The sequence below is a fragment of the Brenneria izbisi genome (genome assembly GCF_025840185.1).
Lineage (GTDB): Bacteria > Pseudomonadota > Gammaproteobacteria > Enterobacterales > Enterobacteriaceae > Brenneria > Brenneria izbisi.
Map to the genome: position 1 here is coordinate 164,108 of NZ_JAMPJU010000007.1, position 19,904 is coordinate 184,011.

Genomic DNA, 19,904 nt, shown 5'->3' on the forward strand with positions numbered 1-19,904 from the left:
TTTTCTTGATTTTTTCCGACGATAGGTGCCGCGTTATGCTGAAGGTAAACGAGTATTTTGCAGGGAAAGTGAAATCCATTGGCTTTGATAGCGGCAGCATTGGCCGCGCCAGTGTTGGTGTGATGGACGCAGGAGAGTATACGTTTGCTACGGGGAGTGCGGAAGAAATGACGGTGATTACCGGCGCGCTGAAAGTCCTGTTGCCGGGAGCACCAGACTGGCAGGTATTTATGCCGGGCGATTCGTTTTTTGTTCCCGCGCACAGTGAATTCAATTTGCAGGTGGTGGAAGCCTCCTCTTATTTATGTAAATACCTGTAATGCTGCTCTTCTGCTAAAGTTGGTTATTCCGCGTCGCTTTTGTGTTTATGAAAAGCGGCGTTTTTATTTATTGTCGTTCCCATAGTGTTTTTTAGCGTATAAACTGCGATCAGCAATATATAATATGGGTTGTCAGTTCTTTTAATTATCAGATAATATATTTTTTTCTTATTGCCTGAGTGTGGTTTTATCTGCTGTTCGTTTCATTGTTTTTAATAATTTAATTCGTCATGTTCTTAATTGTTAATATTAATATCTTGTTTTTATTAAAAAGCTAGTTGAAGCTGTTTGTTTATTTTTGTGGGCGCCTCAGTAAATTAACACCGCTTAATGCGATCTGGCTCAAGTTTTATTTTATGATGCCGTTATGAAAGATATTACAATTCCATGCTAAGAGTCTCCTATGTTGAAAACAACACGTGGCCGCATTTTGGCGGCTTGTACGACAATCGTTGTGCTTTCTCTCGCCATTAATACTTTTCTTAATTACACCATAGCAAATAACTCTAATGAGGAGTCCATCGATAACATGCTGAATGCGGTAGCGACCAGCCACAGCATGGCGATTGGCGAATGGGTGCAATCTAAAACCCTGATGGTTACCGCACTCAACGATAACGTGCTGACCAATGACGATCCTATTCCTCTGTTTAAACAGGTCGCCGCTTCTGGCGGGTTCATTAATGTTTATATGGGATATGAGGATAAAACCGCGAAATTTTCCGATCCTGCGGGTATCCCCGCGGATTATGACCCGACGATCCGTCCCTGGTATCAACAGGCGGTGAAAGCAGGCAAACCGATTGCCACCGCGCCTTATGTCGATGTTTCGACCAAAGAACTGATTGTTTCTTTCGCCGCGCCAGTGTTGGATGGCGGTACGCTCAAAGGGGTGCTGGGCAGCGATGTGACCATGCAGAGCGTGATTGAGAACGTGAAGTCAATCAATCCAACGCCTGCCAGCTTCGGCGTGTTGATCGCGCGTGACGGCACGATTATCGCGCATCCTGATGAAAAGCTCACATTGAAGAATATTGCCGAGATCGCGCCGGGTATTGATCTGAGTGCGTTAATAGCGGCAACACGTCCGCTTGCTATTGATGTCGCGGGCGCGACAAAACTGGTGCTTGCCCAGCCGATCCGCGGTACGGACTGGTATATGCTGGTGGCGCTGGATAGAGCCGAAGCTACCGAAGGCATGCGTTCTTTACTGTTCACCTCCGTCGGTACGCTGCTGGTGATTGCATTAATTGGTTCGCTGGTGGTTGGATTCATCATTACGTCAACGCTGAAGCGTTTGCTGTTGATTCGTGATGCGATGGACGATATCAGTCATGGCAATAACGATCTGACGCAGCGTCTGCCGGATGAAGGACATGATGAGGTCGCGCAGATCGCGCGTTCATTTAATATCTTTATCGATAAGCTCGGCCAGGTGATGTCTCAGATCCGTGATATCAGCGCCTCGTTACAGATGGCGGCGGATGAAATCTCGGCGGGAAATAATGACCTGTCGTCGCGAACCGAGTCTGCGGCGTCAAGCATTCAGCAAACGGCGGCAGCGTTGGAGCAGATTTCCGCGACCGTTACGCAGTCTGCCGGTTCTGCGCAGCAGGTGAATGAAAAAGCCCTGACCCTGGCGAAGGATGCCGGGGTGGGCGGAAAGGTCGTGTCTGATGTGATTGTCACAATGGAAGATATTGTGACCGCATCCGGCAAAATTGGCGATATTATCGGCGTGATTGACGGCATCGCTTTCCAGACGAATATCCTGGCGCTGAATGCGGCGGTGGAAGCGGCGCGGGCTGGCGAGCAGGGGCGCGGTTTCGCGGTGGTCGCGGGTGAAGTGCGTAATCTGGCGCAGCGCAGCGCGCAGGCGGCGAAAGAGATTAAAGAACTGATTGAATCGACCGTTGCCAGCGTCACATCCGGTTCGACGCAGGTGCGCCAGGCCAGCAGTACCATGAATGAAATTGTTGGCGGGGTTTCGACGGTCACGACGGTGATGTCTGAGATCACTCATGCGGCTGATGAACAGATGCGCGGCATCCATGAAATCAATAAAGCGGTCGCGCAGTTGGATTCGATGGTGCAGCAGAATGCGGCGTTGGTTCAGGAGTCTGCGGCGGCATCCGCGGCATTGCAGTCACAGGCCGACGATTTGACGAAGGTAATCGGACACTTCAAAGTGTAGGCATGATGCCCGTCGCAACGATGTTGGTTAACGGCGGGCATCATTCAGGCGCGTACATTCATCGCGAGATTAGCGCTGCGCCTCGCCGCCCAGCGCTTCAATCAGATTACTGATCAGGGCAGCGAGTTCGCTGGTCATCAGAATAAAATCGGCATCGAAACGCTGCGCAAAATCATCCCGGTCAATGTCATCATTCTGCTCACGCAACGTATCTGAAAATTTCAATCGTTTCAGTGAACCGTCGTCTGATAGCACCAGTTGCAGACGTTCCTGCCAGTCCAACGCCAGTTTAGTGACCAACTTACCAGCTTCAATATGGACGGTTATCTCGTCGCTCACCAGATCCTGCTTCTTACAGCGAATAACCCCGCCATCCTCCAGAATGGCTTTCAACTCGGCCTCATCCTGCAAGGTGAAACCCGCCGGCGGCTCGCCGGAACGCACCCATTCGGTCAACGTCAGTGCTATCGGATTTTCCATGGTAAGCGGCACGACAGGCAGCGAACCGAGCGTTTTACGCAACAGCGCCAGCGTATCCTCGGCTTTTTTAGCGCTGGCCGCATCTACCATGATCAGGCCATTTACCGTATCAATCCATAACCAGATCTGACTGAATCGGCTGAAAGCGCGCGGCAGCAGACTGTGCAGCACTTCGTCTTTCAGAGAATCTTTCTCGGTCTTTTTCAGCTTGCGGTGTTGCTCCGCCTCCAGCCGCTCGATTTTGGCTTGCAGCGTTTGTTTAATCACCGGAGAAGGCAGAATTTTCTCTTCTTTGCGGGCGCAGAGAACGATCTGTCCATTCACGCTATGCGTCAATGCATCACTGTGAGAACCCATGGGCGATACCCAACCGGTTTTCATCATGTCCTGACTGCCGCAAGGCGTAAAAGCAAAGCTGACAAGCTGTTTTTCCAGTTCATCCGCTGATAAAACGTTCCCTTTGGATAAAACAGCGTCCCGGCTTAAGCGGTAAATCATTAAGTTTTTAAACCACAGCATGGTGTTATCCCTGACTGGGCGCGCAGGTTTGCACGCGGGTTTATTGATGCAGCGCGCATGATAACCAATTCGGCGGGCTTATGTAGCATAAAATGAGATCATTCAGCGCCGCCGCGCCGTGTGAACTAAACGGCAAACTGTGGCGCCAGACGGCTGAGTCCCAAACCGTTGACTTTTTCCACTTTGATCTGCACCGGAATGCGCTCTTTCATCGCCTCGACATGACTGATGACGCCGATCGTCTTACCGGAGGCGTTAAGATTATCCAGCGCATCCAACGCGGTATCGAGGGTTTCGGCATCCAGCGTACCGAAGCCTTCATCCAGAAACAGCGAATCAATACTGGTTTTATTACTCACCAGATCGGAAAGCGCCAACGCCAGCGCCAAACTGACCAGAAAGCTCTCGCCGCCAGACAAGGTACGAGTATCCCTGATGGCGTCGGCCTGCCAGGTATCCACCACCTGAAGCTCCAGTTCTTCGCTGGTTTTCCGCTGTAGCTGATAGCGGCCATGCAAGCGGGAAAGCTGCCGATTAGCCAGATACACCAGATGATCCAGCGTCAGACCTTGAGCGAAACGGCGGAATTTATCGCCTTTCTGTGAGCCAATCAGATCATTGAGGCAACTCCAGTCGTCATAGTGTTGCTGACTTTGTGCGATTTCGGCCAATAGCGCCTGCTGGTTTTGCCGATGCCGTTGATCGTCATTGAGCCGCTGGCGGATTTCACCCTGCTGTTGATGGTTTGCTTTCAGGTTTTCCTGATGCACGGCCAACGCTTGTTCAATAATGGGCCGCGTGGCGTCCTCGGCGAGCGCGGCGGGTCGCTGTTGCCGGTGGGTCAGTAATTGCTGTTCTGCCTGCTGATATAAGGCCATGGCCTGCTGGCGCGCCTGAGACAGCGTTTCTTTCCACGCCTGTAATTGGTAACGCTCTTGCTCATCAAGCAAGGCGTGGTTGAAGGCTGTTTCATCGGGGAAGCCGCTTTGTCGCAACGCTTGCGCGAAGCGCTGTTCGGCCTGTTGAGTCAACGCGGCAACGCGGGTTTGCTGCTGTATGACGCTGCTTAGCTCACCGTTCAGACGACTGAGGGTTGACTCGGTCTGTTGACGTTGTTGCTGTGCCTGCTGACAGGCTTGTTCATATTGCTGGCTGAGTTGACGCAGCCGGTTGCTGACTTCCGTTGTCTGTTGGCGGCCAAAAAGCTGCCGCCGTTGCTGTCGGCGTGTCTCCAACTCTTTGCATAGCAAGGCCTGTTGCTGGGTCAGCGCCTGCGCCTGTTGCGTCGTTTCCGCCAGCGTATTGGTCAGATGTTGGTATTGCGTCTCTAATGCCGTTAGTTGGTTTGCGCTCTGTTGCAGCGCCTGCTCGCTATTTTTCCAGCATTGCCATTCTTCCGTTCGCAGCGCCAGCCAGTCCGCTTGTTCCGTTATGGCTGGCAGGGGTAGGGCGAATGTCTTTAACGTATTCTCCAATGACTGTTGATGCCGCGTTTGCTGGGTGTGCATTTGTTGCAGCGATTGCTGAACCTCATCCTGGGCCTGTCGCAGCGTCTGCTGCTGTTGATTATTCAAGGCGATCGCTTGTTGGGTATTTTGCAGCGCGGCATTGGTGTTGGTCAGTGAATCCTTACTTTCCTGCCACTGCTTTTGTGCCTGCTCCCGGATGACGATCTGCCGTTGAATCTGTTGCTCCCTGATTTCACTTTGCGTCAGCCAGTCGGTCACTTCAGCGGCTTGCTCGGGGGGAAAGTCCACTTGTAAGCGCTTACTGACCTCTTGCCACTGTTGCAGCAGCGTCTGGTATGTATCAGCCAGCCGGGAAGCCTCCTCGGATTGTTGCTGAACCTGTTGATTTAATGAGATCAGTCGGGCATCGCCATGCGTCAGCGCGTTTTCCAACTGCCCGGTTTCCTGTCGCAATTGAAGCAGGCGTTGCTCGGTTTGTGATGGTTGCAGCGCCTGGTAGCTGACAATCGCCGGGTGATGGGTAGAGCCGCACAGCGGACATGCTTCGCCCGGCTGTAAGCGGTCCCGCTCGGCTTCCAGTTGAACAATGCGCAATTCCAACTGATAACGTTTTTCCAGATCGGCCAGACGATCGCGCCGTTGTTCCCATGTTTGCCGCTGTTGTTTCTGCTCTGCTTCCAACAGTTGGATCGCTTCCCGCAACGGGTTCTGCTGCTTTTCCACCTGTTGCCGACGCAGTGTTAACTGTTGAAACAACGCCAATGTGGTTGCCAGTTGCTGACGCTCAGGGCGCAGGGCGATGGACTGACTTAGCTGCTGATGCAATGCATCGAGAGGCTGTGCGGCCTCCTGAGCGTCCAGTGTCTGCTGATGGTGTGTGAACTGCCGTTGCGCTTCCTCGACGGTAGCCTGCCGCGCACGCTGCTGTGCGGTTAACGTTGCGGCGGTTTGTCTTAACTGTTCCGCTTGTCCGGCAAAGGTGGTCTGCTTTTCCCACAGGCTGGTTGCTTCATCCTGCAATTGTTTCTGTTGCTGAAATTGCGCGCGCCACAGCGAGAGATGTTCTCCCCAATGCTGATGATGGACATGCTGCTGTTGATAGGCGGTAAGCTGTTCAATCTGTTGCCGGATCGCTTGCCGTTGCTGTTCGGTTTGGGCCTGTCGGTGTTGCGTCGCTTGTTGATGCGCCACGGCCTGTTCCCGCTCCTGCCGTTGTTTCTCCGCCTGCTGTTGCAGCGTCTTGATCTGATGATCGAGTGGGATCACTTGCTCATTAATCAGCGTTTCTTGCTGTTGCCGAAAATTTGCATGTTCGCGCAGTGTCTGAACGGCTTGCTCTTCTTGTTCACGTCGCGCGGTGAGCATGGTGGTTTGGGTTTGCTGCTGTTCCGTCAGACGGGCAACCTGCTGCGTCAGGTCGGCGGATTCGCGTTGATAGCGTTCCCGCTCCTGTTGGAGCGGACGGAGTTTTTCCGCCGGCTCGCTTTGCGCCAGCTTTGCCAATTGCGGTTGCGCCTGCAACATGGCGGTTTCAGCCGCATCATGCTGTGTTTTTGCCGTGGCGAGAGATGACTGACGCTGCGCCAGCAGATCAAACCAACGTTGATGAGTCAGCGCTTGCTCACGTTCTGCGTTAACGTTTTGCTCCTGCCTGAGCAGGGCGGCAAGCTCGTTTTCCAGTTGCTGACGCTGTTCGTCATTGAGCAGTTCAATACCGGCGGCTTTTACCTGTAAGGTATCCAGCGCGTTTCTGGCCTGCTTGTGTTTGTCGAACACACGCTCGGAAATCAGGCCGTAAATATCTGTGCCCGTGAGTTCTTCCAGCAGTTCCGCCCGATCATTCGCATTTGCATGAAGAAAAGCGGCGAACTGCCCCTGCGACAGCATCATGGAGCGGGTAAACCGGTCAAAATTCAGACCGGTGATGTCCGCGGTCATCGCCAGTTTGTCCGTCAGTTTCTCACTCAGGATCTTGCCGTTCTCTATCAGGGCCAATTCCGCTTTCGGCGTTTGCAAATTGCCTTCCGCCACGTTTCTGGCCCGTCGCTGACTCCAGAAGGCGCGATAGCCGACGCCTCTGACCTCGAATTCCACCTCGGCCAGACATTCCGCCGTACCGCGCGTCATCAGTTCGTTGTGGCTGGCGGAAATGTTTTTGAGCCGCGGCGTTTCGTGGTAGAGCGCCAGACAAATGGCGTCCAGCAGCGTGGTTTTCCCGGCGCCGGTCGGCCCGGTAATGGCAAACAGGCCGTTACTGGAGAACGGCTCCTGGGTGAAGTCGATTTTCCATTCCCCTTGCAGGGCATTGAGATTTTTTAAGCGCAGGCTGAGGATTTTCATTCGGCGAGTTCACTCTGTTCCAATTCATTAATCACCTGTCCGAACAACGTGCGTACCCGCTGCCGTCGGGGTTCCTCCAGATCAACGGCGGTCGCCAGCCGACGTTCAAACACGTCGTGTACGGTCAGTTCATCCAGCGTCTCTTTTTCCTGTCGGGCGATGGCTGGCTGATGTTGTTCACGGTTGCGGCGCAGCAGCAACACCTCAACGGCTAAGCCATCGGTCAGCGCCTGAATGCGTTTCTGGATATCGCTCAGATAAGCCTGCGTGGTGATTTCAATATCCAGCCAGACCGGTTTTTCCCCTTGATAATCGGCAAAGGCGGTCAGTTGGCGCTCTATGTCCGTCAAGTTGCCTTTGATAAGTTGCATCGGCTGGGTGACCGGCACCGGCAGCGTGTCAATGTTCGGCGGGCTGTTTGGTTCGAATGTCACCAGATAAACGGATTTTTCGCTGCCCAGTTCATCAAAGCTCAACGGAATGGGCGAGCCGCTATAACGTATATGCGCGCTTTGCGTCACGCGTTGCGGGCGATGGATATGGCCGAGCGCGATATAGTCGGCGGGGGGAAACGACTGGGCCGGGAATGCATCCAGGGTGCCGATGTAAATATCCCGCACCGAGTCGGAGGCGGTGACGCCGACGGTGGTCAGATGGCCGGTGGCGATGATGGGCAATGGCAGCCCCAGCGCAACACGCTGCCGGCACGCCAGCTGATAACACTGTTGGTAGTGTGCGGCGATGGCATTCAGCAAGGTCAGTTGCTTTTCCTCACCGGATTGTCCGGCCTGACTGGTCATCAGATCTCGCGGACGTAAAAACGGGATAGCACAGAGGATGGCGCCGGGCTGATGCTGACGGTTTTCCAGCACCATCACCTGCTTGCCGGGATCGCCATCGGTACTGGCGATGACGCGCGTATTCAGGCAAGCCAGCAGATCCCGTGATTCGTTCAGGGTGGCGACGGAATCATGATTACCGCCCAACACCACCAGTTGGCAGCCTGTGCGTTGCAGTTCGACCACGAAACGGTAATACATTTCTCTGGCGTAACTGGGCGGCGAACCATTATCAAAGATGTCGCCCGCCACGATGACGGCATCTACCTGATGCCGCACAACCTGATTGATAAGCCAGTGCAGGAAAGCCTGATGCTCGGCGGCACGGCTTTTGGTATAAAAATACTGTCCCAGATGCCAGTCGGCGGTGTGAATAATACGCATGGAACTCCCTGAATGGCTGTCATTGCAATGCCGGTGATTATAAACAGCCACCGTGACGGCTGTCGCCGCGAAAACCTGTTTTTGGAAAGCGGCTCGAAAATATGTTGTTGAGTAGAGGCCGGGCCGTCACTATGTGACGTTGAAAATCGCTTCCGCGATTTTTTATTCGCCCAGTTCCTGGGGCTCACCCTGCGGGCCGTCACTATGTGACGTTGAAAATCGCTTCCGCGATTTTTTAATAAAAATGTCACAAAACTGACGCATAATGCTCGGCGTATGCTAACAGCGACGATGACTAACGACAGGATTAACCATGGCAAGACGCATATTGGTCGTAGAAGATGAAGCACCGATTCGTGAAATGGTCTGCTTCGTTTTGGAGCAGAATGGCTATCAGCCAGTCGAAGCTGAAGATTATGACAGTGCGGTTAAGCGGCTTGCGGAGCCGTTTCCAGAACTGGTGTTGTTGGATTGGATGCTGCCCGGCGGATCAGGGCTGCAATTCATTAAGCATATGAAGCGGGAAGCGCTTACCCGCGATATCCCCGTGATGATGTTGACCGCGCGTGGCGAGGAAGAGGATCGTGTCCGTGGTCTTGAAGTCGGGGCGGATGATTACATTATCAAACCGTTTTCGCCAAAAGAGTTGGTTGCGCGCATCAAGGCCGTGATGCGGCGAATTTCACCGATGGCGGTGGAAGAAGTCATTGAAATGCGCGGTTTGAGCCTGGATCCGACTTCCCACCGGGTGACGACCGAAGAACACGCGCTGGATATGGGGCCGACGGAGTTTAAGTTGCTGCATTTCTTTATGACTCACCCGGAGCGGGTGTACAGTAGGGAACAGTTGCTGAATAACGTTTGGGGCACTAACGTTTATGTCGAAGATCGTACCGTTGATGTGCATATCCGGCGGTTGCGTAAAGCTCTGGAAACCAGCGGTCATGAAAAAATGGTGCAGACCGTTCGGGGAACGGGATATCGTTTTTCAACGCGTTACTGAAGGTAGTTGTGCCGGAGAAACATTAACGTGCTAGAACGTCTATCGTGGAAAAGGCTGGCATTGGAGCTGGCTTTTTTTTGCTTGCCCGCTTTCTTGCTGGGGCTGGTTTTTGGTTATTTGCCCTGGTTTTTACTGACCGCAGTTTTGGCCGTCCTGTGCTGGAACTTTTATAATCAACTAAAACTGTCCCACTGGCTGTGGGTCGACCGCAGTATGACCCCGCCGTCTGGCCGCTGGAGTTGGGAGCCGTTGTTTTATGGCCTGTATCAGATGCAATTGCGTAATCGCCGGCGTCGACGTGAGTTGGCGCTGTTGATTAAACGCTTTCGCAGCGGCGCCGAATCCCTGCCGGATGCGTTGGTCATCACCACCGAAGTGGGTTCCATCTTCTGGTGTAATCATCTGGCGCAGCATCTGTTGAACTTCCGTTGGCCGGAAGATAATGGCCAGAATATCCTTAACCTGCTGCGCTACCCGGAATTTGCCCGCTATATGAAAGCGCGTGATTTCAGCAAGCCGCTGACCTTGCAATTGAACAACGGTCACCATGTTGAATTTCGCGTGATGCCGTATTCGGAAGGGCAGTTACTGATGGTGGTGCGTGATATTACGCAGATGCATCAGCTTGAAGGGGCCAGACGCAACTTTTTTGCCAATGTCAGTCATGAATTACGTACTCCCCTGACGGTGTTGCAAGGCTATCTGGAGATGATGCAGGATGAAACGCTGGATCGCTCGCTGCGCAATAAGGCGCTGAACACCATGCAGGAGCAGACGCGCCGCATGGAAGGATTGGTGAAGCAACTGCTGACGCTCTCAAGAATTGAAGCGGCCTCGGCCATTGATTTGAATGAGAAAGTCGATATGCCGCGGATATTGCGTGTCTTGCAGCGCGAAGCGCAAACCCTGAGTCAAGGGCGTCATGAGGTGGTATTCCGCGTAAATGATAATCTTCAGGTCTTTGGTAATGAAGAGCAGTTGCGTAGTGCGGCGTCGAATCTGGTGTATAACGCAGTCAACCATACGCCTGCCGGGACGCGCATTGAAGTGTGTTGGCAGAAGAGTCCGCAAGGGGCGCAGTTTCAGGTCAGCGATAATGGGCCGGGCATTGCGCCTGAGCATCTTCCTCGCCTGACTGAGCGCTTCTATCGCGTTGATAAAGCGCGTTCGCGACAGACAGGCGGCAGTGGATTGGGGCTGGCGATTGTGAAACATGCGCTTAGCCACCATGATTCCCGGTTAGACATCATAAGCGAAGAAGCTTTGGGTTCCCGCTTTGGGTTTACACTTCCCAACCGGTTGGTCGTTCCTGTCTCGCTGGCTGAAAACACCATGAAACCCTCTGTGTAACGGAAAATACGCTACATGAAATTTGCCGTTAACGTTGCAGACGTTTACGACGTGCAAGCTGACCTGCCATGAAAAAAATTCATGGCAGGTGAAAAATCTTCTATTGCTCCATTTTCCCATGCATGAAAGTATACGAGTATATTTAGACGTCCAGATGGCTATAAATCGCGACGTAACTATTTAACCAGGCAACTATTTAATCCGGTAATTCTTTCATAATAAGACCATCTGGCAGCCGCTGTTAGTGGCATAGGGGTGGTAAGGAGCGACATATGGCGAAAACACTTCCTCCTTTTCGTGCGGATGTAGTCGGCAGTTTACTACGCCCGGAAGCACTCAAGCAGGCCCGTATTCAGTTTCAGGCGGGTGATATTAATGCCGCCCAACTGCGCGACGTCGAGGATCGGGAGATCTTGCGGGTGGTTCAGTTACAGCGTCAGACCGGCCTGCAGGTGGTAACCGACGGCGAACTTCGCCGTGCCTGGTGGCATTTTGATTTCTTCGCCGGGTTGCATGGGGTGGAGCGCTATGAAGCGGAACAAGGTATTCAATTTAATGGCATCCAGACCAAATCTCATGCGATTCGTGTGGTTGATAAAGTCAGATTTAATCCGCAACACCCCATGCTGGACCATTTCCGCTATCTGAACCGCATCGCCGGTGATGCGGTGGCGAAAATGACCATCCCCAGTCCCAGCGTGATGCATTTCCGGGGCGGCCGCAAAGCGATTGATAAGCAGGTGTACCCGGATTTGGCCGCGTATTTTGACGATCTGGCGCAAACCTGGCGTGATGCGATTCATGCGTTCTATCAGGCAGGGTGTCGTTATCTGCAACTGGATGATACCGTCTGGGGGTATCTGTGTTCTGACGATCAGAAACGCCAAATCCGCGAACGGGGAGAAGATCCTGACCGGCTGGCGAGGACTTATGCCGATGTACTGAATAAAGCGCTGGCGGACAAACCTGATGATCTGACGATAGGGCTGCACGTATGCCGTGGGAATTTCCGCTCTACCTGGATTTCGGAAGGCGGTTATGAACCGGTGGCGGAAATACTGTTTGGCGAAGTCAATGTGGATGCGTTCTTCCTCGAATATGATACTGAACGTGCGGGAGGCTTCGAGCCGCTGCGGTTTATTAAACCGGGACATCAGCAAGTAGTGCTGGGATTAATCACCACCAAAACCGGCGCCCTGGAAAATGTGGAAACGGTAGAGGCGCGTATTGCTGAAGCGGCCAAATTTGTGGACATCAATCAAATTTGCCTCAGCCCGCAATGTGGATTTGCTTCGACTGAAGAGGGCAATTCCCTGACGGAAGCGCAGCAATGGGACAAACTGAAACGGGTGGTTGATATCGCCAGTCGCGTGTGGTGATGTTCACTAAAAGGCTAACCCCGGAGACTGGCGTTTCAGCGCCGGGGTTTATCCTCTTCTGCACTGCTTTTTTTTAATGCCTTCTCGACTAGTGCGCTTTCGACACGATGAAACAATGGCGAATTTCAGCCGCAATCAACATGGCGGTATGTTTTTTATGCAATAAGTTTTGTTTATGACCAATTTCACGCATCATTGATTAATTTGCATTAGTTTTATTGCGCTGATGTACTGATAAATGCACAAATCATGTGTCATCTGATTTGGGATTGATAACCTTATATGCCAGATTAAATCTATTATTTAGTTTAAAGTTCTGGTTTTTAGATCTCGCCTTGTCTTTTCTCGCTATAAACGGTTTACTTAGCCCCCAATATGGCTGCCAGCCAAAATGTAATGTCCAAACCTGCATATTGACCGTGCGACTGACTGCTCTGATGCACAGCGACCGCAGCACAGGTATTCCTTTTTTTCGATTGAAACAGGCAACACAACATCACTATGAGTCATCGTTTAACATCCAAAGATATCGTGGCATTGGGGTTTATGACCTTTGCCTTGTTTGTCGGCGCGGGGAATATTATTTTTCCGCCGATCGTCGGGTTGCAGGCCGGCGAACATGTGTGGAGCGCGGCAATGGGTTTCCTGCTGACTGCGGTGGGCTTGCCGGTGCTGACCGTGATTGCGCTGGCGCGTGTCGGCGGAGGCATTGACGCGCTCAGTTCGCCCATTGGCAAAAAAGCGGGCGTGCTGCTGGCAACGGTTTGTTATCTGGCTGTCGGCCCGTTGTTTGCCACGCCGCGCACGGCAACCGTTTCTTTTGAAGTGGGCCTTGCGCCGCTGGTGGGCAATGAGGCTTCTCCGTTACTGATTTATAGCCTGATTTACTTTGCGATTGTCATCGGGGTGTCGTTGTACCCAGGACGACTGCTGGACTCGGTCGGACATGTGCTGGCCCCGCTGAAAATCGCTGCGCTGACGGTACTTGGCATTGCCGCCGTGTTCCTGCCTGCCGGCACGCATGCTCCGGCGCTCGAAGCCTATGAGCAAGTGGCGTTTTCCAACGGTTTTGTGAACGGCTACCTCACTATGGATACCCTTGGGGCAATGGTGTTCGGGATTGTGATTGTCAATGCCGCGCGTTCGCGCGGGGTTGAAAGCGCAGCGCTGCTGACACGCTATACCGTATTGGCTGGTCTGATTGCGGGGATTGGTTTGACGCTGGTGTATCTCAGCCTGTTCCAGTTAGGTTCGGCCAGTGGCTCGCTGGTGCCGGAAGCGAGTAATGGAGCGGAAATTCTGCATGCCTATGTCCAGTATACCTCCGGCAATATGGGGAGCAGCTTCCTGGCATTGCTGATCTTCATCGCCTGTATGGTGACGGCGGTGGGCCTGACCTGCGCCTGTGCGGAGTTTTTCTCTCAATACCTGCCGTTCTCTTACCGTTCGCTGGTATTCGTGTTGGGCGTGTTTTCGATGGTGGTGTCGAATCTTGGCCTGAGCCACTTGATCCAACTGTCCATCCCGGTGCTGACCGCGATTTATCCGCCTTGTATCGTTCTGGTTCTGCTGAGTTTTACGTTGCGTTGGTGGAATAACCGTTCGCGTATCGTGGCGCCAGTGATGTTGATCAGTCTGTTGTTCGGCATCATTGATGGCATAAAATCCTCCGCTTTCAAAACAGGGTTGCCTGAGTGGGCCTTGAATCTGCCGCTGAGCGAACAAGGATTGGCGTGGGTGCCGCCATCTCTGCTGGTGTTGCTGGCGACCGTGATTTATGACCGCCTTTGCGGGCGTCAGGAAGTGACGGTACATCAATAATCGGGTTCGCTTTGATTTACGTACCACAGGCCGGCGCCTGTGGTTTTTCTTTTGGCAGACAGGTTACTTATCTATGGAACAACAATCCGCTAAGCTCAAACGTGGGTTAAGCACGCGGCATATTCGTTTTATCGCCCTGGGGTCGGCGATTGGCACCGGGCTTTTTTATGGTTCCGCCAGCGCCATTCAGATGGCGGGACCCAGCGTATTGCTGGCTTACCTGATCGGCGGGGTGGTGGCGTATATCATCATGCGGGCGCTGGGAGAGATGTCCGTCAATAACCCGCAGTCTAGTTCTTTCTCGCGTTATGCGCAGGATTATCTTGGCCCGTTGGCCGGCTATATCACCGGTTGGACCTACTGTTTCGAGATGCTGATTGTCGCCATCGCCGATGTGACCGCTTTCGGCATTTATATGGGCGTCTGGTTCCCGGCTGTACCGCATTGGGTGTGGGTGCTGAGTGTGGTGCTGATCATCGGCGCCATCAATCTGATGAATGTGAAAGCCTTCGGGGAATTGGAGTTTTGGCTCTCTTTCTTCAAAGTCGCCACCATTATCATCATGATCGTCGCTGGTTTCGGCATCATTATCTGGGGGATCGGCAACGGCGGAGAGCCGACCGGGATCCATAATCTGTGGACCAATGGCGGGTTCTTCAGCAATGGCGTGATGGGAATGATCCTTTCCCTGCAACTGGTGATGTTCGCTTATGGCGGCGTGGAAATCATCGGGATTACGGCAGGTGAAGCGCAGGACCCGAAGAAATCCATCCCGCGCGCCATTAACTCGGTGCCGTGGCGTATTCTGGTATTTTATGTCGGCACGTTGTTCGTCATCATGTCGATTTACCCGTGGGATCAGATTGGCGCCAACGGTAGTCCTTTTGTACTGACGTTCCAGAATATGGGCATTCCCGCCGCCGCCGGTATCCTGAATTTCGTCGTTATCACCGCTTCCCTTTCTGCTATCAATAGCGATGTGTTTGGCGTGGGACGTATGCTGCATGGTATGGCGCAGCAAGGGCATGCGCCGAAAGTGTTCAGCCGTATTTCGACGCGCGGTATTCCCTGGGTGACGGTCGTCGTCATGATGTTGGCATTGCTGGTGGCGGTATACCTGAACTACATCATGCCGGGGAAAGTGTTCCTGGTGATCGCGTCGCTGGCGACGTTCGCCACCGTCTGGGTGTGGATCATGATCCTGTTTTCCCAGATTGCTTTTCGCCTCGGTCTGAGCCGTGATGAAGTGAAGGCGCTGGCGTTCCCATTGCGTGGCGGCGTCATCACTTCAGCTTTCGGCATCCTGTTCCTGATCTTTATCATTGGCCTGATCGGTTACTTCCCGGATACGCGTGTTTCGCTTTATGTCGGCGTTATCTGGATTGTCCTGCTGCTGATTGGCTACATGATTAAGAAGCGATATCAGCGGCAATGATGTGAAAATCCGCTGATGCGGGGTGATGCGGGGATGAGGTAAACGCTTCATCCCCGTTTGTTTTTTAACGGGCTGAAATGACCTGCTGTGCCAGCGCTTGCATATCATGTCCTGTGGGCGTCTGATGCACGCGCAGATCGAATTCGGGCATCACCGCAAATAGGTGATCGAAGATATCAGCCTGTATGCCTTCGTACTCAACCCAGACGGTGGTATTGGTAAAGGCATAAATTTCCAGCGGCAGGCCTTCTGGCGTCGGCGCCAACTGACGCACCATCAGCATCATACCTTTATGGATCCCCGGATGCGCCCGCAGATAAGCCTGAAGATAAGCGCGGAAGGTGCCCAGATTGGTGAGCCGACGCCCGTTGAGCGGTGAATTGAGATCAACATTCGATTGCGTATTGTGCTGCTGCAATTCACTGGTTTTATTCTCGATATAGGGTGAAAGCAGCTTGCTGCGCAGTAGCCGCTCACGTTCGCTTTCGGTCATGAAATGTACGCTGGTGGTATCAATGTTGACGCTACGCTTGATGCGCCGTCCCCCTGATTCCGACATCGCGCGCCAGTTTTTGAATGAGTCCGATATCAAGGCATAGGTGGGAATGGTGGTGATGGTATTGTCCCAGTTTTTGACTTTAACCGTGGTCAGCCCGATATCGATTACCGCGCCATCAGCGCCGTATTTCGGCATTTCCAGCCAGTCCCCCAACAACAACATGTCGTTGGCTGAAAGCTGGATACCGGCCACCAGGCCCATAATCGGATCTTTGAAAATCAGCATCAGGACTGCGGTCATGGCGCCCAATCCACTGATGAGAATCAATGGCGATTTCCCAATCAGCAGTGACACCACCATGATGCCAATCACGATGGTGGCGATCAGTTTCAGACTTTGAAATATCCCCCGTAGCGGCAGTTGGGTGGCGGTTTTTGAACGCGCAGAGACGGCCAGCAGAATGTCAAGGAGCGAGAACAACACCAGCAACGCGAAAACCATGATCCAAACCTGGGAACAGATCACCAGCGCTTCACGGGTTTCACTCTGAGGCGGCAGCCATAGCACGACCTGAATATTGAGAATGACGCCCTGAAGCAGAAAAGCCAGACGATTAAACAGATTATGTTGCGTTAACGCCTGTTTCCAACCGGGCGCGCCGGTGTTTTCCGTGATGCGCAATGAGCGTAATACCATCTTTTTCAACACCACCTGATGAAGAATTAGATGGATGATGGCTGAAATCAGCAGGATCAGTCCGACGACAATCAGTAACGCAATGATGCTCGCGTGTTGCATCCCTTCATTTTCCAGCCACAGCGCCAGATTTTGTTGCATGTGCTCTCCTTTATTCCGGTCTGTGTTAATAGTGAGTCAACATAAGGCTAAGGGATTGCCGCATTCAGTCAACCTTTTGTTCTGAGAAGGGTTGTTTGGGGGGCGTTTGTTTCAGGGAAAGATGAAAAATAGCGTCATATCGCTTATGAGCGGAAATGAGGACGAGCGGGTGGGCGGATATTAAAAGTAAAAGCCGATTGTTTGAACCAACCGGCTTTTGGCTGTCGTACACTAAGCGGGAGTGCGCGGGGAATTACAATTTGTCTGCGTTTTCAGACAGATATTTCGCTACGCCGTCCGGCGATGCGCCCATGCCTGTTTTCCCTTTTTCCCACTGGGCAGGGCAGACTTCGCCGTGTTCCTCGTGGAATTGCAGCGCGTCAACCATACGCAGCATTTCATCAATGTTACGACCCAGCGGTAGATCATTAACGACCTGGTGGCGAACAATACCGTTTTTATCGATCAGGAAAGAACCACGTAGCGCCACGCCCGCTTCCGGGTGTTCGATGCCGTAGGCTTTCTGGATTTCACGCTTGATATCAGCAACCATGGCATATTTCACTTCACCAATGCCGCCTTTGTCTACCGGGGTTTTACGCCAGGCGTTATGAACGAATTCAGAGTCGAAGGAGACGCCGACTACTTCAACGCCGCGTTTTTGGAATTCAGCATAACGGTGATCGAAGGCGATCAATTCTGACGGACAAACAAAAGTGAAATCCATCGGCCAGAAGAAGATCACCGCCGGTTTACCGTTGATGTGTTTTTTCAGATTGAAATTTTCAACGATTTCGCCACTACCTAAAACAGCGGCAGCGGTGAAGTCAGGGGCTTCACGAGTTACCAGGACCATAATTACTCCTGTAAATTATTGTTAAAGATGGATGGATTACCGAAATCAACATTCAGTATAGGGATTTCAGCCGGGCGAATATAGTCAAAGCGACCAATCGATGAGATAGCTTTCAACGATTGAATAAATCGGCAGAACATATCAATGCCTTATACTAACCTGCTCCAATGATCGATCAGCCGACTTGCGATAAATCCTCAGGTTTATAATTGCCGTATCTTCGCCAGATGCATCATCCCCGGATAAAATTGCCAGAAGAGCGTTTCAAATTGAAGATAGTGCTGCTCAATATCGCTGAATGAACCTGACAAGGCTGCCAGTTTGGGGCGTCTTGCCGCCATTCGGTGCAGAACATCGGCGATAAACGGCAACTCCGCATACCGTTCCAGCCAACGCTCCGGCCAAAGATAGCGATTCAGATGCTGGAAGCCCTCAGGCGTTTGCGCCAAATGCGGCGTAATTTGCAACCGGGCCTGGTTGACGAACGCAGGCAGCGAAACCGCTGGCTCCACCTGGTGCCAATGTTTGGCCAGAAAATGATCCCACAGCACGTCAAGCGTGATCGGCGCGACCCGACGGTGAGCGTCACGGAAATACTGACGCGCCTGTCTGACTTCCGTCAGGCTATCGGTCAGGACATCAACCCGACGATGTAAACGGATGCCGGAGACAATCTCCGCGGCATAACTATCCTGGGGATCGCCGCGCACGAAATCCGCCATCAAATTGCCTAACAGCGAACTGTCGGCAAGCGTGGCTAAATGGAGGTGAGCTAGAAAATTCATTGCGCCAGTATAATGCATTCTGTGACTCAGTGCTTATTTCTTGCAGCCGGACGCGCACGGCTCTAGACTAGGCCGCCCATTTTTAATGTATGAAACAGCTAAGTGAATTGCCATGCGCGTTGCCGATTTTTCATTTGAACTTCCTGAATCACTGATTGCCCATTATCCGCAAGCGCAGCGCAGCGGTTGCCGCCTGTTGTCGCTGGATGGGCCGACGGGAAGTCTGACGCATGACATCTTTACCGACTTATTGGATAAACTGGATGCCGGCGATTTGCTGGTTTTCAACAATACGCGGGTGATCCCGGCCCGGCTGTTTGGCCGCAAAGCCAGCGGCGGCAAGCTCGAAGTGCTGGTTGAGCGCGTACTGGATGAGCGCCGCGTTCTGGCGCATGTTCGCGCGTCAAAAGCGCCGAAGCCCGGCGCTGCGCTGTTGCTGGGTGATGATGGAAGCGTCAGGGCAACGATGGCGGCGCGTCACGAGGCATTGTTTGAACTGCATTTTGATGATGCCCGCGACGTGTTGACGATCCTCAATGATATCGGTCATATCCCATTGCCTCCTTATATTGATCGGCCAGACGAGGAGTCTGACCGTGAACTCTATCAGACGGTCTACAGTCAGCGTCCGGGCGCGGTGGCGGCGCCCACTGCGGGGTTGCATTTCGATGAACCGATGCTGGCGGCGTTACGGGAAAAAGGCGTGCAGATGGCCTTCGTGACGCTGCACGTTGGCGCGGGCACCTTTCAGCCAGTGCGCGTTGAGACTATCGAGGATCATGTCATGCACGCTGAATACGCTGAAGTACCGCAGGATGTCGTCGATGCGGTGCTGGCGTGTAAAGCCCGCGGCAATCGGGTCATCGCGGTGGGCACTACCTCCGTCCGTTCGCTGGAGAGCGCGGCACAGGCCAGTCAGGACGCGCTGATCGCCCCGTTTTTTGGCGATACCCGCATCTTTATTTATCCCGGCTACCGCTATCAGGTGATCGACGCGCTCGTCACCAATTTCCATCTGCCTGAATCGACATTGATTATGCTGGTCGCGGCGTTCGCCGGATATCGGCACACGATGTCCGCCTACCGGCAAGCGGTGGCGGAGCAATATCGTTTTTTCAGCTATGGAGACGCGATGTTCATCACGCGAAATCCGCAGGCTGAACAGGAACAGGTCGAATCCTGAGTTACCTGATTGCGCCGCAGAATTGAAATTGATGGCGTAACATACTCCGGCGCTATGTCCGCGATTATTGCAGGGGCGATCGAGAGCGTAGAGCGGGCAAGGTGAAAAAAGTTAAATAGGCGCGATGGCTGGCTTGTGGTGCGGGTTTGATGGTTGTTAGAATGCGCCTCTTTTTGCTATCCATCAGACTGTTTTTCTGATGCCGGAGGCT

14 protein-coding genes are annotated in these 19,904 nt (G+C 52.9%); 8 read left to right on the plus strand and 6 right to left on the minus strand.

Annotation, left to right across the window (positions count from 1 at the left end):
* The first annotated feature begins 35 nt into the window (after positions 1 to 35).
* Both ppnP and NC856_RS11255 read left to right on the plus strand, forming a co-directional pair.
* Positions 36 to 320, plus strand: coding sequence for a pyrimidine/purine nucleoside phosphorylase (ppnP, locus tag NC856_RS11250; protein ID WP_264090522.1), 285 nt, complete (start codon positions 36 to 38; stop codon positions 318 to 320).
* A gap of 403 nt (positions 321 to 723) precedes the next feature.
* Positions 724 to 2,514, plus strand: a complete 1,791-nt coding sequence (locus tag NC856_RS11255) for a methyl-accepting chemotaxis protein (protein ID WP_264090523.1) — start codon at positions 724 to 726, stop codon at positions 2,512 to 2,514.
* A gap of 69 nt (positions 2,515 to 2,583) precedes the next feature.
* Here the strand turns inward: NC856_RS11255 and rdgC are convergent, their stop codons facing one another.
* From rdgC to sbcD, 3 genes are all read right to left on the minus strand, one after another.
* A complete protein-coding gene (gene rdgC / locus NC856_RS11260) occupies positions 2,584 to 3,513 on the minus strand; it encodes a recombination-associated protein RdgC (protein ID WP_264090524.1) in 930 nt (309 codons plus the stop codon).
* A 125-nt stretch (positions 3,514 to 3,638) separates the two neighbouring features.
* The gene (locus NC856_RS11265; RefSeq protein WP_264090525.1) at positions 3,639 to 7,322 is read right to left on the minus strand and encodes an AAA family ATPase; all 3,684 of its coding nucleotides are present in this window, start codon (positions 7,320 to 7,322) and stop codon (positions 3,639 to 3,641) included.
* Entirely contained in the window at positions 7,319 to 8,545 is a 1,227-nt protein-coding gene (gene sbcD, locus NC856_RS11270; RefSeq protein ID WP_264090526.1) for an exonuclease subunit SbcD, read from the minus strand. Before sbcD ends, NC856_RS11265 begins: the two co-directional genes overlap by 4 nt.
* A 313-nt stretch (positions 8,546 to 8,858) precedes the next feature.
* On the opposite strand from sbcD, the gene phoB reads away from it, so the two are divergent.
* From phoB to proY, 5 genes are all read left to right on the plus strand, one after another.
* Entirely contained in the window at positions 8,859 to 9,548 is a 690-nt protein-coding gene (gene phoB / locus NC856_RS11275) for a phosphate response regulator transcription factor PhoB (RefSeq protein ID WP_264090527.1), read from the plus strand.
* Positions 9,549 to 9,575: 27 nt separating this feature from the next.
* Positions 9,576 to 10,898, plus strand: coding sequence for a phosphate regulon sensor histidine kinase PhoR (gene phoR, locus NC856_RS11280; protein ID WP_264090528.1), 1,323 nt, complete (start codon positions 9,576 to 9,578; stop codon positions 10,896 to 10,898).
* A gap of 272 nt (positions 10,899 to 11,170) precedes the next feature.
* The gene (locus NC856_RS11285; protein ID WP_264090529.1) at positions 11,171 to 12,277 is read left to right on the plus strand and encodes a cobalamin-independent methionine synthase II family protein; all 1,107 of its coding nucleotides are present in this window, start codon (positions 11,171 to 11,173) and stop codon (positions 12,275 to 12,277) included.
* Between the two features lie 501 nt (positions 12,278 to 12,778).
* On the plus strand, positions 12,779 to 14,098 hold the full coding sequence (gene brnQ / locus NC856_RS11290) for a branched-chain amino acid transport system II carrier protein (protein WP_264090530.1): 1,320 nt from the start codon (positions 12,779 to 12,781) through the stop codon (positions 14,096 to 14,098).
* Positions 14,099 to 14,171: 73 nt separating this feature from the next.
* A complete protein-coding gene (proY, locus tag NC856_RS11295) occupies positions 14,172 to 15,533 on the plus strand; it encodes a proline-specific permease ProY (RefSeq protein ID WP_264090531.1) in 1,362 nt (453 codons plus the stop codon).
* 64 nt (positions 15,534 to 15,597) lie between these two features.
* Here the strand turns inward: proY and NC856_RS11300 are convergent, their stop codons facing one another.
* The 3 genes from NC856_RS11300 to NC856_RS11310 form a co-directional block, all read right to left on the minus strand.
* Positions 15,598 to 16,869, minus strand: a complete 1,272-nt coding sequence (locus tag NC856_RS11300) for a mechanosensitive ion channel family protein (protein WP_264090532.1) — start codon at positions 16,867 to 16,869, stop codon at positions 15,598 to 15,600.
* Positions 16,870 to 17,122: 253 nt separating this feature from the next.
* A complete protein-coding gene (locus NC856_RS11305; RefSeq protein WP_264090533.1) occupies positions 17,123 to 17,725 on the minus strand; it encodes a peroxiredoxin C in 603 nt (200 codons plus the stop codon).
* A gap of 203 nt (positions 17,726 to 17,928) precedes the next feature.
* Complete coding sequence (locus NC856_RS11310; protein WP_264090556.1) at positions 17,929 to 18,510, minus strand: acyl carrier protein phosphodiesterase; 582 nt, start codon at positions 18,508 to 18,510, stop codon at positions 17,929 to 17,931.
* 112 nt (positions 18,511 to 18,622) lie between these two features.
* On the opposite strand from NC856_RS11310, the gene queA reads away from it, so the two are divergent.
* Entirely contained in the window at positions 18,623 to 19,693 is a 1,071-nt protein-coding gene (gene queA, locus NC856_RS11315) for a tRNA preQ1(34) S-adenosylmethionine ribosyltransferase-isomerase QueA (RefSeq protein WP_264090534.1), read from the plus strand.
* Positions 19,694 to 19,904: the final 211 nt, after the last annotated feature.